The 14,324-nt window shown below is 64.7% G+C and carries 13 protein-coding genes; 3 read left to right on the forward strand and 10 right to left on the reverse strand.

Annotation, left to right across the window (positions count from 1 at the left end):
* Positions 1–302: 302 nt before the first annotated feature.
* On the forward strand, positions 303–1,229 hold the full coding sequence (ispH, locus tag ACVIW0_RS25260; RefSeq protein ID WP_461354810.1) for a 4-hydroxy-3-methylbut-2-enyl diphosphate reductase: 927 nt from the start codon (positions 303–305) through the stop codon (positions 1,227–1,229).
* 45 nt (positions 1,230–1,274) lie between these two features.
* The gene (gene hpnH / locus ACVIW0_RS25265; protein WP_461354811.1) at positions 1,275–2,435 is read left to right on the forward strand and encodes an adenosyl-hopene transferase HpnH; all 1,161 of its coding nucleotides are present in this window, start codon (positions 1,275–1,277) and stop codon (positions 2,433–2,435) included.
* A 78-nt stretch (positions 2,436–2,513) separates the two neighbouring features.
* On the opposite strand, the gene ACVIW0_RS25270 is transcribed toward hpnH, so the two are convergent.
* From ACVIW0_RS25270 to ACVIW0_RS25310, 9 genes are all read right to left on the reverse strand, one after another.
* The gene (locus tag ACVIW0_RS25270) at positions 2,514–3,404 is read right to left on the reverse strand and encodes a Rossmann-like and DUF2520 domain-containing protein (protein WP_461354812.1); all 891 of its coding nucleotides are present in this window, start codon (positions 3,402–3,404) and stop codon (positions 2,514–2,516) included.
* Positions 3,401–3,541, reverse strand: coding sequence for a hypothetical protein (locus ACVIW0_RS25275; RefSeq protein ID WP_461354813.1), 141 nt, complete (start codon positions 3,539–3,541; stop codon positions 3,401–3,403). The genes ACVIW0_RS25270 and ACVIW0_RS25275 overlap by 4 nt, the downstream gene beginning before the upstream one ends.
* The gene (locus ACVIW0_RS25280; protein ID WP_461354814.1) at positions 3,538–4,182 is read right to left on the reverse strand and encodes a TetR/AcrR family transcriptional regulator; all 645 of its coding nucleotides are present in this window, start codon (positions 4,180–4,182) and stop codon (positions 3,538–3,540) included. The genes ACVIW0_RS25275 and ACVIW0_RS25280 overlap by 4 nt, the downstream gene beginning before the upstream one ends.
* A 351-nt stretch (positions 4,183–4,533) precedes the next feature.
* A complete protein-coding gene (locus ACVIW0_RS25285; RefSeq protein WP_461357420.1) occupies positions 4,534–5,217 on the reverse strand; it encodes a phosphorylase in 684 nt (227 codons plus the stop codon).
* Positions 5,218–5,286: 69 nt separating this feature from the next.
* Positions 5,287–7,248, reverse strand: coding sequence for a squalene--hopene cyclase (gene shc, locus ACVIW0_RS25290; protein WP_461354815.1), 1,962 nt, complete (start codon positions 7,246–7,248; stop codon positions 5,287–5,289).
* A gap of 72 nt (positions 7,249–7,320) precedes the next feature.
* The gene (gene hpnE / locus ACVIW0_RS25295; protein ID WP_461354816.1) at positions 7,321–8,571 is read right to left on the reverse strand and encodes a hydroxysqualene dehydroxylase HpnE; all 1,251 of its coding nucleotides are present in this window, start codon (positions 8,569–8,571) and stop codon (positions 7,321–7,323) included.
* Entirely contained in the window at positions 8,571–9,407 is an 837-nt protein-coding gene (hpnD, locus tag ACVIW0_RS25300; protein WP_461354817.1) for a presqualene diphosphate synthase HpnD, read from the reverse strand. Before hpnD ends, hpnE begins: the two co-directional genes overlap by 1 nt.
* Entirely contained in the window at positions 9,404–10,282 is an 879-nt protein-coding gene (gene hpnC / locus ACVIW0_RS25305) for a squalene synthase HpnC (protein ID WP_461354818.1), read from the reverse strand. Before hpnC ends, hpnD begins: the two co-directional genes overlap by 4 nt.
* Before the next feature lie 196 nt (positions 10,283–10,478).
* On the reverse strand, positions 10,479–10,712 hold the full coding sequence (locus ACVIW0_RS25310) for a hypothetical protein (protein WP_461354819.1): 234 nt from the start codon (positions 10,710–10,712) through the stop codon (positions 10,479–10,481).
* Between the two features lie 405 nt (positions 10,713–11,117).
* Here ACVIW0_RS25310 and ACVIW0_RS25315 point away from each other — a divergent pair, with 405 nt between their 5' ends.
* Positions 11,118–11,621: a hypothetical protein gene (locus ACVIW0_RS25315; protein WP_461354820.1), complete on the forward strand. Its 504-nt coding sequence runs from the start codon at positions 11,118–11,120 to the stop codon at positions 11,619–11,621.
* 84 nt (positions 11,622–11,705) lie between these two features.
* Here ACVIW0_RS25315 and ACVIW0_RS25320 read toward each other — a convergent pair whose 3' ends face one another.
* Positions 11,706–14,090: an efflux RND transporter permease subunit gene (locus ACVIW0_RS25320; protein ID WP_461354821.1), complete on the reverse strand. Its 2,385-nt coding sequence runs from the start codon at positions 14,088–14,090 to the stop codon at positions 11,706–11,708.
* Positions 14,091–14,324 lie beyond the last annotated feature (234 nt).

Raw genomic sequence — 14,324 nt, forward strand, 5'->3', positions numbered from 1 at the left:
TAAACCGCATCAGTGGGCGATAAAGTGACGAACAAGTGAGGGGGACGGAGGGTCGCAGGGCCCCGATCCCATACCATATTACCTCAAACACCCCTCCCAACCAATGGTACCGCCCTTCGAAGCGCTACCTTTTTGCCACAAATCCCTGTATTTCCATGCGCTTGGGGCCGCCGATCCCGTGCAGGAACTGTGATGACGCGGACATTGCAACCGACGTTGCGACGTCCGACTTGTGGAGCGCGTTGCCGAAACGGCCGCAGGACATGGAATGAGATTGGTGCAATTTGCGTAACGGACGTCCGATGGAAGTGTTTCTTGCCCAGCCGCGCGGCTTTTGTGCAGGCGTTGTGCGCGCGATCGAGATCGTCGAACGCGCGCTCGCGAAGTATGGCCCGCCGGTCTATGTCCGCCACGAGATCGTGCACAACAAGCACGTGGTCGAAAGCCTGAAGAAGAAGGGTGCGATCTTCGTCGAGGACCTGTCGGAGGTGCCGGCCAAGGCGGTGACCGTGTTCAGTGCGCATGGCGTCGCCCGGAGCGTCGAGGAGGAGGCGGAAGCCCGCGACCTGCCGGTGCTCAATGCCACCTGCCCGCTGGTCACCAAGGTCCACAACCAGGGCAAGCGCTACATCGCGAAAGGCCGCGCTCTGATCCTGATCGGCCATGCCGGCCACCCTGAGGTCGAGGGCACCATGGGACAGGTTCCGGGGCCGGTTTTCCTGGTCCAGAGCGTTGAGGATGTGGCGGAATTGCGGCTGCCGACCGACGCCCCGGTCGCCTATATCACCCAGACAACCCTGTCCGTGGACGACACCAGGGACATTATCGCGGCCCTTCAGGCAAAATTTACAGATATTCAAGGCCCGGACATCAGGGATATCTGCTATGCGACACAGAACCGCCAATCTGCGGTAAGGGACCTAAGCAAGCTGGTGGATGTCATTTTGGTGGTGGGGGCCGCCAACAGTTCCAACTCGAACAGGCTTCGTGAGATCGGCACCGAGGTTGGTGTCGCGAGTTATCTCATTGCCGATGGGAGCGAGCTCAACCCGGATTGGCTGAAGGATGCGAAGGCCGTCGGCATTACGGCGGGTGCATCGGCACCCGAAGTTCTGGTCGACGATGTCATCGAGGCCCTGCGGCGCATCGGACCGGTGTCGGTCTCGGTCGTTCCGGGTCGCGAGGAGAATATCGAATTCCGGCTGCCGGCCGATCTGACTGCGGGCTGATCTGAACCCACTTCCGTTGAATAAGTGCAGAAAGAAAATCGTCTAATGGCTATACCGTTCTTCAAGGAAATGCGTATCGGCGGTTATCTGATCAAGCAGAAGCTGCTTGGCCGCAAACGCTATCCGCTCGTGCTGATGCTGGAACCCTTGTTCCGTTGCAACCTCGCCTGCGTCGGCTGCGGCAAGATCGACTATCCCGATGCGATCCTCAATCGCCGCATGACGGCGCAGGAATGCTGGGACGCGGCCGATGAATGCGGCGCGCCGATGGTGGCGATCCCCGGCGGCGAGCCGCTGATCCACAAGGAGATCGGCGAGATCGTGCGCGGCCTCGTGGCGCGCAAGAAGTTCGTCTCGCTGTGCACCAACGCGCTGCTGCTCGAGAAGAAGCTCGATCTGTTCGAGCCGTCGCCCTACCTGTTCTTCTCGGTGCATCTCGACGGCCTGAAGGACCATCACGACAAGGCGGTGTCGCAGAAGGGCGTGTTCGATCGCGCCGTGTCCGCGATCAAGGCGGCGAAGGCACGCGGCTTCACGGTCAACGTCAACGCCACCATCTTCGATGGCCACCCGGCCGAGGAGATCGCCAAATTCCTCGACTTCACCACCGAGCTCGGCGTCGGCGTCTCGATGTCGCCGGGCTACGCCTATGAGCGTGCGCCGGACCAGGAGCACTTCCTCAACCGCACCAAGACCAAGAAGCTGTTCCGCGACGTCTTTGCACTCGGCAAGGGCAAGAAGTGGAATTTCATGCATTCCGGGCTCTTTCTGGACTTCCTCGCCGGCAACCAGGAATACGAGTGCACGCCCTGGGGCATGCCGGCGCGCAACATCTTCGGCTGGCAGAAGCCCTGCTATCTGCTCGGTGAAGGCTACGCCAAGACCTTCAAGGAGCTGATGGACACCACCGATTGGGACAGCTACGGCACCGGCAAGTACGAGAAGTGCGCCGACTGCATGGCCCATTGCGGCTACGAGCCGACCGCGGCGACCGCTGCGATCAACAACCCGCTGAAGGCGATGTGGGTCGCGCTGCGCGGCATCAAGACCACGGGCCCGATGGCGCCGGAGATCGACATGTCGAAGCAGCGTCCGGCGCAGTACATCTTCGCCGAGCAGGTGCAGAAGAAGCTGTCGGAGATCCGCCGCGACGAAGCCGAAGCCGCCGCCGCCAAGCAGCAGCAGAAGGCTTCCACCGCCGCCTGACGCACGACCTGAGCGAACGCAGAAACATCAAAGCCCCGGTTCAGCGAACCGGGGCTTTTTGTTGGATCAGGATGCCGCCTAGTCTTCCCATCTCGTCCGCAGCAGCAATCGCTCGATCTCCGCCGCGCGCGGCGCGCTAAGCGTGCCGCGCTCGATCCCGAGCGGGACGTTGCGCAGCGCCAGTTCGCGATACAACGCGCCCGAGGACGGAAACCGCTCGTCGAGCGCGCGGAGATGCTTGAGGATGGTGCCGACATCGCCGCGCGCCACGCAGCCGCCCATGCCGTTGGCGAGGCCACCGTCGAGCACGGCCGCGACCGTGCCGCGCAGCAGCGGCATCATCGCGCGCAGCGCGTCGGCCTCGCTGGCGCCAAAGCTCTTCCAGAGCTCGACGCCTTCCTTGAGCAGTGAGATCAGGAACGGACCGACATAATAGGCCGAGGCGTGATACAGCGCCCGCACCCCGGCCGGCAGCGCCAGCGGCTGGCAGCCGATCCGGGTCGCAAGCCATTCGAGGTCGCGCCTGAACGCGCCCTCGGCCTCGATGCCGACGGTGCATCCGCGCAATCCCTCGAGCGCGACGTCGGGATTTGCGAACATCTGCATCGGATGAAAACCGCCGGTGGCCGCGCCTGCGGTTTTGGCATGATCGAGCGCCGCGAGCTCGGTCGCGCCGCTGCAATGGACCACGCGGTGACGCGGCTGCCAGCGCAGGTCGCGGCAGACCGGCAGGATCGCATCGTCGCTCACGGTGAGGAAGACCATGTCGCAGTCGTCCACGACCTGCTGCGCATCCGTCATCGGTCGTGCCGAGGGGACGCGGGAGCCGAGCCGCTGCGCGGCATCGGCGCCGCGGTTGTAGAACGCCGTGACATTCAGGTCCGTGCGGGCGAATGCCGGCGCGAGCGTTTGCGCGACGCGGCCGGCGCCGATGAAGCCGATCCGCACCGCGGCCAGCGCCGTGCTCATTGCGCGCAGCTCCCGTCGATGCACAGATTCTGCGCCGCCTCGTTCAGCACCGGATGGACGTCGCACTCATTGTCCAGCGTGATCTCGGTGCTGGCTCTCGCTTCCGCGACACCGTCCGGCTCGACACGCGCATTCATGCGGAGACTCGCGATACTGGGGTCAATTCAGGCGTCGTGTGGCGAAACAGCATGCGGGCGGCGAGCCCTGCGATCGATTGCGCGATCGCCCTCGCCGCATCGGAATCGGGAGCAGCCTCGGGCGCCAGCGGACCGACCAGCGCCTCCATGAACGCACCGGTTACGCAGGATGCGGCGACATTCGCGTCGATCTCGACGAACTCGCCATTGGCGATGCCGCGCCGGACCAGCCGGGCGATCTGGTCGGCGAGCGCCGCCCGGTATTTCAGGCGCGCCGCGTCGATCTCGGGCTCACAGGGCTCGGCGATCATTGCGTAGGCCAGCCGGCGGCCGCGCATCGCCCGGACCGAGAAGGTGTAGATCGCGTCCACCAGGCATTGCGACGCCGAGCCCTCGGCCTCGACGATCGCGGCGACCACGGCCGCCTCGCGCTCGGACACCAGCGCAAGCACCTGCGCGTACAGGTCCGCCTTCGAGTCGAAGTAGCGATACACGCTGCCGGTGGCCACGCCCGCCCGTGCGGCGATCAGCGCGATCTGGGCGTCCTTCCACCCGCTCAGCGCCACGGCTTCCCTCGCGGCGTCCAGAATCCGTGTCTTGGTCTCGACCAGCTGAGTGAGGCGAACCGCCGCGATTGGCATCGTGAACCTTAATTCATGAATAAAGGATCGTTATTCACACTCGGCTGAATGCCGGGGTCTGTCAAGGTCTAGGGTTCACTGCGGCGCCAGGACGCGCGCCTGCCATCCCGCGTGCAGCGACCGGACACAGCCTCCCTTCTGGGATTGAGGAGGTGGCGCCGGACGGTAGGGTCAGCCCGCCCCAGCGGCCAATACAGCGCTGGCAGCCCTGCTGAGCGCACCAGGACGGCAGTACGGGCGGCATCGCCGCCAAACAATCGGACACCAAAGCAAAGGCCCGATCGCAATGCGATCGGGCCTTGTTTTGAGATTGGTGTCCCGAGAAGCCCGTCCCTACCCGGGACGGTTGGATCAGGCCGCCTTCGCCGCAACCATGACGTCGTCCACCGGCATCAGCACCTCGTTGCCGAGCAGGAAGCCGCGGCAGCTGCGCAGCGAGCGCAGCGCGCGGTTGAAGTCGATCCCGGTCGACACCAGCGCCCGGAGCGTGCGCGGATTGCGCGCGACGCCGCGCAGCACCTTGCGCAGGTCGATGTCGCCGTTTGGCTTCACCGCTGACTTCGCTAGCTCCGGCAGCGCACGGTGCGCGGGATCGCTGATCACGCGCAGGGCTGCGAACGGAATGCCTGCTTTGGCCGCATAGGCTGCCGCGATATGGCTCTCCATATCCACTGCGGCGGCGCCGGTGATCGAGTGCAGTGCGGCCTTGCAGGCCTTTGCCGCGATCACCTCTTCCACGCCGGCAAGGCTGCCGCGGACGATCCTGCGGCGCTTCAGCGCGGCACTGGCGATCATCTCCTCGTTCAAGGCGGAGGCGGCCAGGAAGCGGGTATCGCCCGACATCACCTCGGTCGCGACCACGACGTCGCCCGACTTCAGCGACGGGTCGAGCCCGCCGGCCACTCCGAACGAAATCACGCCACGGAAAGTCTTCGGATCCAGCGTCGCCAGCAGTTCACGCAGTTGCTGCGGATCGCTCGAGCTGCAGATTACGATCATGCCGGGGCCTGCCGCGATGCGGGCCTCCTGCACCAATCCAGTCACAATCAGTACCGGCCGAGGATCAATTCTGCCCACGGTCGCGGCGGCCCCCCGCCTCAACAATCACATCCCGACCCCTACCACCCTGCTATTGGTGCTTCTCAAATTCCGATACCGCGCCAGCGCCCAGAGCGGAAAGAACTTCGAGTAGCCATGATATCGCAAGTAAAATACCCGCGGAAACCCCGTAGCCGTGTATCGCTGCTCGTCCCACAGCCCTTTTTCGGTCTGTGTTGCCTTTAGGTACTCCACCCCCCGCGCAACTGCGGGGTTTTCGACCTCTCCGGCCGCCATCAAGCCAAGCAAGGCCCATGCCGTTTGCGAGGACGTCGATGGCGCGACTTCATAACCCTTGTAATCCAGCCGGTAGCTGGCGGCATCCTCGCCCCAGCCGCCGTCCTGATTCTGGATCGAGGCCAGCCAGTCGACCGCTTTCCGAATCATCGGGTCGTTGCGATCGACGCCTGCGACATTAAGCGCGCACAGTACCGACCAGGTGCCGTAGATGTAGTTCAGCCCCCAGCGGCCGTACCAGGAGCCCTCGGCGAGCTGGGTGCGGCGCAGATAGGCGATACCGTCGGCCATCGCCTTGCTGCTCTCGGCGGTCTCGCCGAGCTGGCCGAGCATCGAGATGCAGCGCGCGGTGACGTCCTCGGTCGGCGGATCGAGCAATGCGCCATGGTCCGAGAACGGGATGTTGTTGAGGTAATATTCGAGGTTGTTGGCGTCGAACGCGGCCCAGCCGCCGTCGCGGCTCTGCAGCCCCTCGATCCACTCGCGGCCGCGCGCGATCGCCTCGTCATATTCCCGGGTTCCGGTGTGGCGGCGCGCGCGATCCATCGCCATGACCACCACGGCGGTATCGTCGAGATCGGGATAATGGTCGTTGTTGTACTGGAACGCCCAACCGCCGGGACGAACGTCCGGCGCCTTCACCGCCCAGTCGCCCTTCAGGTCCAGCACCTGGCGCGGCTTCAGCCAGTCGAGGCCCTGCTTGGCCTTGGCGAGCGTGTCGTCGCCGCCCGCTTCCTGCAGTGCGTGACAGGTCAGCGCGGTGTCCCACACCGGCGAGACGCAGGGCTGGCAATAGGCCTCGTCGTCGCGGACCACCAGCAGCTTGTCGATGCCGCGGCGGGTGGTGGCACGCGGCGGGAAATTCTCGTCCTTGCCGAGCGCATCATACATCATGACGATGTTGGCCATCGGCGGATAGATCGCGCCCATGCCGTCCTCGCCGTTCAGCCGCTCCTCGGTGAAGGCGAGCGCGGCGTCGATCGCGCGTTGGCGCAGGCGCTTCGGAAACATCGGCTCGATCACGCGCAGCACGGCGTCGAGCGAGCGGAACAGATAGAACCAGCTCGCGCTCTGATGCGGCGCCTTCGGCGCCATGCGGACCGATTTCGGATCCTCCAGGAACAGCTCGTCGATGCCGACGCCTTTCGGGTTCTTTGCGCGCGGCTTCAGCGCGGCCAGCACCATCAGCGGCACCATGGTGGTGCGCGCCCAGTAGGAGATCTTGTTGATGTGGAACGGCGACCACATCGGCAGCAGCATGATCTCGACCGGCAGCACCGGCGTGGCGCGCCAGGTCACGACGCCATAGAGCGCGAGCAGGAAGCGCGTGAACACGTTGCTGCCCGAGGCCCCGCCGCGCGAGCGGATCGCCTCGCGCGCCCGCACCATATGCGGCGCATCGATGGAATCGCCGATCATCTTCAGCGCGAAATACGACTTCACGCTGGCGCTCATGTCGAACGGGCCATCATGCACCAGCGGCCAGCCGCCATGCGCGCCCTGGACGCGGCGCAGGTAATTGCCGAGCTTGGCCTCGAGCGCGGCATCGACCGGCTCGCCGAGATAGTGACGCAGCAGGATGTACTCGGCTGGAATCGTGCTGTCGGCCTCGAGTTCGAACACCCAATGTCCGTCGGACTGGCGGTAGCCGAGCAGCGCTTCGGTTGCCTTGGAGATGCTCTTCTCCAGCGCGACCGGGTCGACTGCAATGCCGTGATCTCTCGAAAGCATTTCGCTCGATATCCTCTTCATCGCGGACCGGCTGATCGAAAGCCGCGGCCGCTTAACAGGTCGAATTCGAATCTAGCGCGTCGCCAGAACCAGATCGGCGGCGCGATCACCCGACCGCACCGATCCCTCGATGGTTGCCGGCAACCCGGTAGCAGTCCAGTCGCCGGCAAGGAACAGGTTTTTTTGCGCCGTTGCGGGCCCCGGACGCAGGGCATTCTGCTCCGGCGTCGCCTCGAATGTGGCGCGGCGCTCACGCACGATCTGCCAGGGCGGCAGGTCGCCGGACACGCCGGATGCCTTGCAGATATCCCGCCAGATCGCCTGCGCAAGCTCTTCGCGCGGCATGTCGACCAGGCGGTCGCCGTTCGAAATCGTCACCGACAGCCGTTGCGGGAACGCGAACAGCCATTCGACGAGACCGCCGATCACGCCGAGAATGGGCGCGGCGTCGCGTGGCGGATCGACGCGGAAATGCGCATTGACGATGGCGCGGAATTTGGTCGGGGTTTTCAGGCCGGGCAGCAGCGATGCCGCGGCGCGCGGCGGCACCGCGAGCACGACGGCATCGTCGGCCGCCAGCGCGATCTTGTCGCCGTTGCCAAAATCGAGCTCGCTGACGCGATCACCCGACATAACGAGCGCACGCAATTCGTGACTGAACCGGACGCTGTGGCCGCCATCCTGCAGCAGCTTCACGGCCGGCTCGATCAGCACCGAGCTCAAGCCGTCGCGCGCGATCAGAGGGCGGCAGGCCTGCCCGCCCGCCAGCAGCGTCTCGCGCACGATGGCGCCGGCGAGCCCGGCCGAGCCCTCCGGCGGATCGACGTTCAGCGCCGCGAGCAGCAGCGGCTGCACCAGGCGGTCATACAGCGTGCCCGTACAGGGAATGGTGTTGCCGACCAGTGCACCGGTGCCGGCCCAGGCCAGCGGCGCCAATGCGAGATAGTCGCGCAGGGTGGTGTCCGGCACGCGCCGCGCCTCGTCGAACACCCACAGCGGCAGGCGGGAATCGCCGAGATCGAGCTGCCAGCGCTGGCCGCCGGCCAGATCGACGAACGGAAACTGCGCACGCGCAGGTCCCACCAGGCCGGCCTCGGTGCCGATCGAGCGCGCATAGCCCAGCGCATGGCGGTTGCCCGACAGCAAAAGATGGTTGCCATTGTCGATGGTGAGATTGGTGGCTGCGTCAAAATAGGAGCGGCAGCGGCCGCCGGCCTGCTGCGTCGCCTCGTGCACGGCCACCTTGTAACCGCCCTTGGCGAGCCGCACGGCGGCGGAGAGGCCGGAAATGCCGGCACCGATGATATGAACGGTCTTTTGCATCAGATGATCGCGTAACGGAGAAGAATGCCGATCTTGGCCGCCTTGGACACCCGCACCGGCTCACGCGGTGCGGCGAAGCCGCGCGCGATCAACAGATCGAGGATCGCGCGGTAGTATTTCGACATGATCCGGGGCGCGCGCACCGCGCGGCGCGAATTGCGCTTCATGATCTCGTCGGACTTCTGGAAATGCATCTTGGCACGCTCGGCGAGCGGCGCACACACCTTCGGCAGCGCGCGGTCGGCGGTGACGCGGGCCGGGTCGTTGTTGGTGATGCCGGCATGCCAGAGCCACTCGCGCGGCAAATAGAGCCGGCCGAGACCGGCATCCTCGTCGATGTCGCGCAGGATGTTGGTGAGCTGCAACGCGCGGCCGAGGTGATAGGCGAGCTGGATGCCATCCTCCTCGGGCAGGCCGAACACGCGCACCGACAGCCGGCCGACCGCGCTCGCGACGCGATCGCAATACAAATCGAGCGTCGCGAGATCCGGCGCGCGGATGTCCTGCGGCACGTCCATTTCCATGCCGTCGACGATCGCGACGAAATCCTCGCGCTTCAGGCCGAACGCCTTCACCGATCCGACATAGTCCTTGAGCCGCTCCGGCGGATGCCCGGCATAGAGCGCGTCGATATCGTCGCGCCACTGCTGCAACGCGGCCAGCCGCTCCGGCCGCGGGCCGTCGGAATCGGCGATGTCGTCGACCTGCCGGCAGAAGCTGTAGATCTGGAACATCGCCTCGCGCTGCGCGCGCGGCAGGATGCGCATCGCGGCATAGAACGAGCTGCCGGACGCGGCGCTTCCGTAATTTGCGTTGGCCGCCGCCTCAGCACTCATGCGCCTGCCGTCGTCCTGGATGCTGCACGCCGTCCGGTCGCGCGCTGCGCGGTCTCGCCGGCAACGCCACCGAGGCTCTGCAGCAGCAGTTCAAGCTTGCTCAGATGCACGCGCTCGCTGAGCGGGTCGCGCACCTTCAGCATGGCGACGATCTTGTCGGCGAAGGCCTGGATCACCGAGATCTCGAGCCCGAGCCTGAAATCCTTCACTTCCGCAGCGAGCGACTTGCTCCGGTCGAGCAGCGCCTCGGTGCGCACAGCGAGCGCCTGCAGGCATTTGAGCAGGGCCGGCGGCGACTTCGCCTCGCCGAGCATCTCGACGGTTGCCCCCGCGGCAGCCAGCGCATCGCGCGGCAGGTAGACGCGGTTCAGGTTGCGGTAGTCCTTGCCGCAGTCCTGAAGATGATTGTTGATCTGCAGACCGGCGCACAGCGCGTCCGACGCCGCCCAGGTCGAGGTATCTTCGCCGTGCACGTCGAGCATGAAGCGCCCGACCGGCATCGCGGAGTAGCGGCAATAGTCGATCACGTCGTCCCAGGTCTCGTAGCGCAGCTTGGTGACGTCGAGGCGGAACGCCACCAGCACGTCGAGCGCGTGGCGCGGCGGCATACCGCGCTCGGCGAGGGCCCGGCGCAGATTGACGGCTTCCTTCTGGGTCGCGCCATTGCCGAGCAGCTCGGCCTCCATCAGGTCGAGATAGCGCAGCTTCTCATCGGCCGGCAGCGTGGCATGATCGGCGATATCGTCGGCGGTGCGGACGAAATTATAGAACGCCAGGATCAGGGCGCGATGCCGCGGATGAATGATCCACGACGCGACGGGAAAATTCTCGTCGCGATGGGTCTTTCCGGATCGCAGGTCGCTCGCGGTGGTCATGGGAGATTTGGGCTACACTGGTCATGGCACGACGCAGGCGCGAACGGTCGAGCGCATGCGGGGGATTTGCGAGCCCCATATAGGTGAATACGCCACCAAAACCAATGCTATCTGTGACCGCCAGCATGAGCGGCCGCGGCCGGCATGGCTGCCAGCCGCGGTGTCGGTAGCGGTCCCTTGAGACCTGTATTCAGTCTTACTGACCGTGGGTCTTCAGCACCTGGTCGCAGGCGGCGCTGATCTTGCTGCGGTTCTGCTGCAGGCAGGCGAGAATGGTGAAATCACCCTGATCGATCACGGCGCGGCAGTGACGCTGCACGTCGCGCGTGCAGGCCTTCTGCTCATCGGGCGTGCCGCGTCCCTGCTGGGCGACGGCGCTGGACGCGAGCGGGATCGAGAACACGGCAAGTGCCAAGAGAAATTTACGCATCGTATTCCTTCATTTCCGACAGCAGAAAATCTGTTCCCGAAAAGCGCTTCGGCACGGCCGGGACGGATTTTGGGGATTGCAGACGCCACGTAACGCGGCAACGGATTGACGACAAGCAGCACTAAATGCGGCTAAATTTACGGCGCTGTAAACCCCCGCATAAGCCATTGATTCAAAAAAGTGATTCATGCCATCACTTTGTCGCGTTTGACTATTGCGGGCAGCACTTGCGCAAAGCTACATGCTGTCATCAGGCGTGCAGTGTCTGATTCTGTTCGGTGACAATAAAGCCGCAGGGACGGCGCTGCTGTCGTTTGAACCTAACATTCTTCGGTGACACTAAACTTCGATGCGGCGAGACGCTTTCTTGCGTAGGAAGCGTTGATTTTGATGGGAAAATTCACAATGACACAGTTTGGTTCCAGCCTTTATGGTCAGGCCCTCAGGGCTGTGGGCGTCGGCGCCGCACTGATGCTGTCCGCCTCCGCCGTGCACGCCCAGGCCGCCGGCCCCTTCGCCGGCTTTGCCGGTTCGTGGGCCGGAACGGGCACGGTGGCGCTGTCCAACGGCACCACGGAACGGATTCGCTGCAAGGCTGATTACAAGGTCGCGCCGTCGGGCATGAACCTGAAGCAGTCCCTGCATTGCGCCAGCGACAGCTACAAGTTCGACCTCTCCAGCGATGTCACCAGCCAGGGCGACCGGATCTCCGGCAATTGGAGCGAGGCCAGCCGCAACATCTTCGGCAATCTGCAGGGCACCGCGGGCGGCGGACGGATCGACGTGTTCGTCGAGGCCTCCGGCTTTGCCGCGAACCTGAACCTGCAGACCAACGGCTCCAAGCAGGTGGTGCAGATCGACTCCAAGGGCGAGATCCGCGGCGTCTCGATCACGATGACGAAGAGCTGACCGACGCTCAGCGACCGATTTCACAGGCCAACAAAAGGCCCGGTTCCGAACGCGTCGGAACCGGGCCTTTTGTTGATCGGAGCATCAGGCCTTCTCGATCGGCGCCGGCTGCCCGCCCTTGCCGCGCAGCTTCTGCGACAGGTTAATCAGGAACATCGAGGTCGGCCGCAAGATGAACAGGTCCGCGACCAGGGCTGCGACCATCGAGAATGCGCTGAGCCAGCCGAACAGGCGCAGCGACGGCAGGTCGGAGAACACGGTGACGACGAGGCCGCAGGCCAGCACCACCGTGGTCAGGATCAGCGCCGGCCCGACCAGCACGGTGGCGCGCTCCACCGCGAGTTCAGGCGTGACGCCCGGCTTGGTCTCCAGCCGCAGGCGATTGAGGAAGTGGATGGTGGCGGAGAGCCCAAGGCCGAACGACACGGTCAAGGCCACCACGCTGGCGAATTGCAGCCCCTCCCCGAGCAGCCACAGCACGGTGCCCGACAGCACCACGGGGAAGATGCCGGGCAGGATGCAGGAGAACATCACCACGACCGAGCGGAACGCGAGCCCGATGAAGATCGCGACCAGCGCGAACTCCACCGTGAGGCCGCGGTTGAGCTTCTCGATCATGTTGGCGCTGTTGCGCGCGGCAATCACCGACAGGCCGGTGACGGCGATCTCGTAGCCGGGATGCTCGGCGCGCACCTTGTCGAGCGAGTGATCGAGCTTGTTCACCACCGGCAGCAGCTGGCTGGAATCCAGATCAGGTACCCGGCCCGATACCACGACGGCATCCTGATCTTGCGAGATGAAGCGGCGCACCAGATGTTCGGGAATCACGCCGACATATTGCTTTAGGGTCGCGACATCGTTGCTGCCGGCCTTTTCGGCGAGCCAGCGCCGCAAGGTTTCCAGCGACCAGACGTTGCCGACGCCGGCACTGTCCTCGACCATGGCATGCACGTCGGCGATCGTCTTCAGCGTCTCGGGCGAGTAGAGCGATTCCCCCTTGGGGAATTCGATCAAGACGTCGACCGGATTGGCTCCGGTCAGCTTGGCATCGAGCCGGCCTGACGCCGCCACTGCCTGCCGCTTGTCCGGCACCTGGTCGGCGAGCCGGTAACGCGGCTCGAGATTGGCGTAGATGATGCCGAGACCGCCGACCACGATCAGCGCGAGCAGGCTGAACAGCCCGGGACGGCCGACCATGCGCACCGCGATCCAGTAGCAGAAATTGCGCAGCGCCTGCACCCCGGCGTCCGCGCTCTGGAACTTGACGGCGAAGACCTTCTCGTTGCGGACGAACAGGATGCCGAACACCGGCACCAGCGAGAGCACCGCGACCAGCGCGATGATGGTCGCGGCAAGTCCGGCCTCGCCGAATTTGCGGATCAGGTCGGAATCCGAGAACTGCAACGCGATGAAGGAAATACCGGCCGTGCCGTGGGTCAGCACGCAGGCCGGGCCGACCACCAGCACCGCGTTCTTGAACGCGGTGAACTTGTCCTGCCCCGCGATCAGCCGGTCGCGTGCCGCGAAAGTCAGCTGCATCGAGTCGGAGAAGCTGATCACCATGATGAGCGGCGTCATCACGTTGAGGAACATGTTGAGATTGAAATTGGCCCAGCCGAGGCCGCCGAGCGCGAGCAGGATCGCGATCATCGGCGGGAACGCCGCCGCCACCATGAAGGAGATCTTGCGGAAGAAGATGATGGCGATGACACAGCCGGCAAGGATGCCGAGGATGTTGTAGGTCAGGCCGTCGCGCTCGACCGCATTGCGGATTTCGAGCTGCATGACCGGCACGCCGGACAGCTGGGCATTGAGCCCGCTGCCGCCGAGATCGTCGGCCATGATCTTCCTGATGTCGCCGACCACCTTGCCGAGCTTGTTGCTGCCGACCACCTCCGGCTCGAGCGACAGCACGACCAGCGCGAGCGTGCCATCCTCCGACAAGAGCTTGCCGCGGATGATCTCGTTGGTTTTGACGGTCTCGACGAATTTGTCGTAGGCCGCGCCCTCCGGAAGCTCGTTCGGAAACAGCGCCGCCGGCAGCTTGCCCGGCTCCGGCGCCTGGCGCGCGGAGAACAGCGACACCAGGCCGCGAACGCCCTCGACGAGTTGCAGGTCCGTGACCATGTCACGGAGCTTGCCGAGATTGTCGCGCTCAAGCAGCGTCTTGCCTTCGACCACGACGAGGACGTCGAACTCGGTCGCCGGGAAGCGCTTGGTCACCGCCTCGTATTGCTTGTAATCCTTGGATTCGGAGCGGAACAGCTGCGACAGCGAGTCGTCGATCTTGATCCGGTGCACGCCGAACAAGGCGCCGATCAACAACAGGACGAGCACGATGCAGGACAGGATCGGCGCCCGCATCGGGATCAGGCCGAGCCGTTCGATCCCGAAGGCGATGCTGGGCCCCGAGCGCGGCTCTTCGACCTTCTCGACGTGGACCTGACTTTCGGAATTCTTTTCGAGCATGCCCTGTCCAGTTCTGCAAACGGCTCAATCTGTCTAGCTTGGGTCTAAAGCGCGATGAGACCGGATTGAATCATCGCGCTTTAGCTTTCTTTCTTGCGCATGATCTTTTCGGAAAACCGCTGCGCACTTTTCCGGATCATGCTTCGGGAGCGCGAATGAGGCGGGTGAGCGCGATTGTTCGGCGCTAGTCCTTGAAAACACGCGAATATTGACCGGCGCCGGTTTTACCCGTCC

Source organism: Bradyrhizobium sp. USDA 4454 (assembly GCF_054822705.1).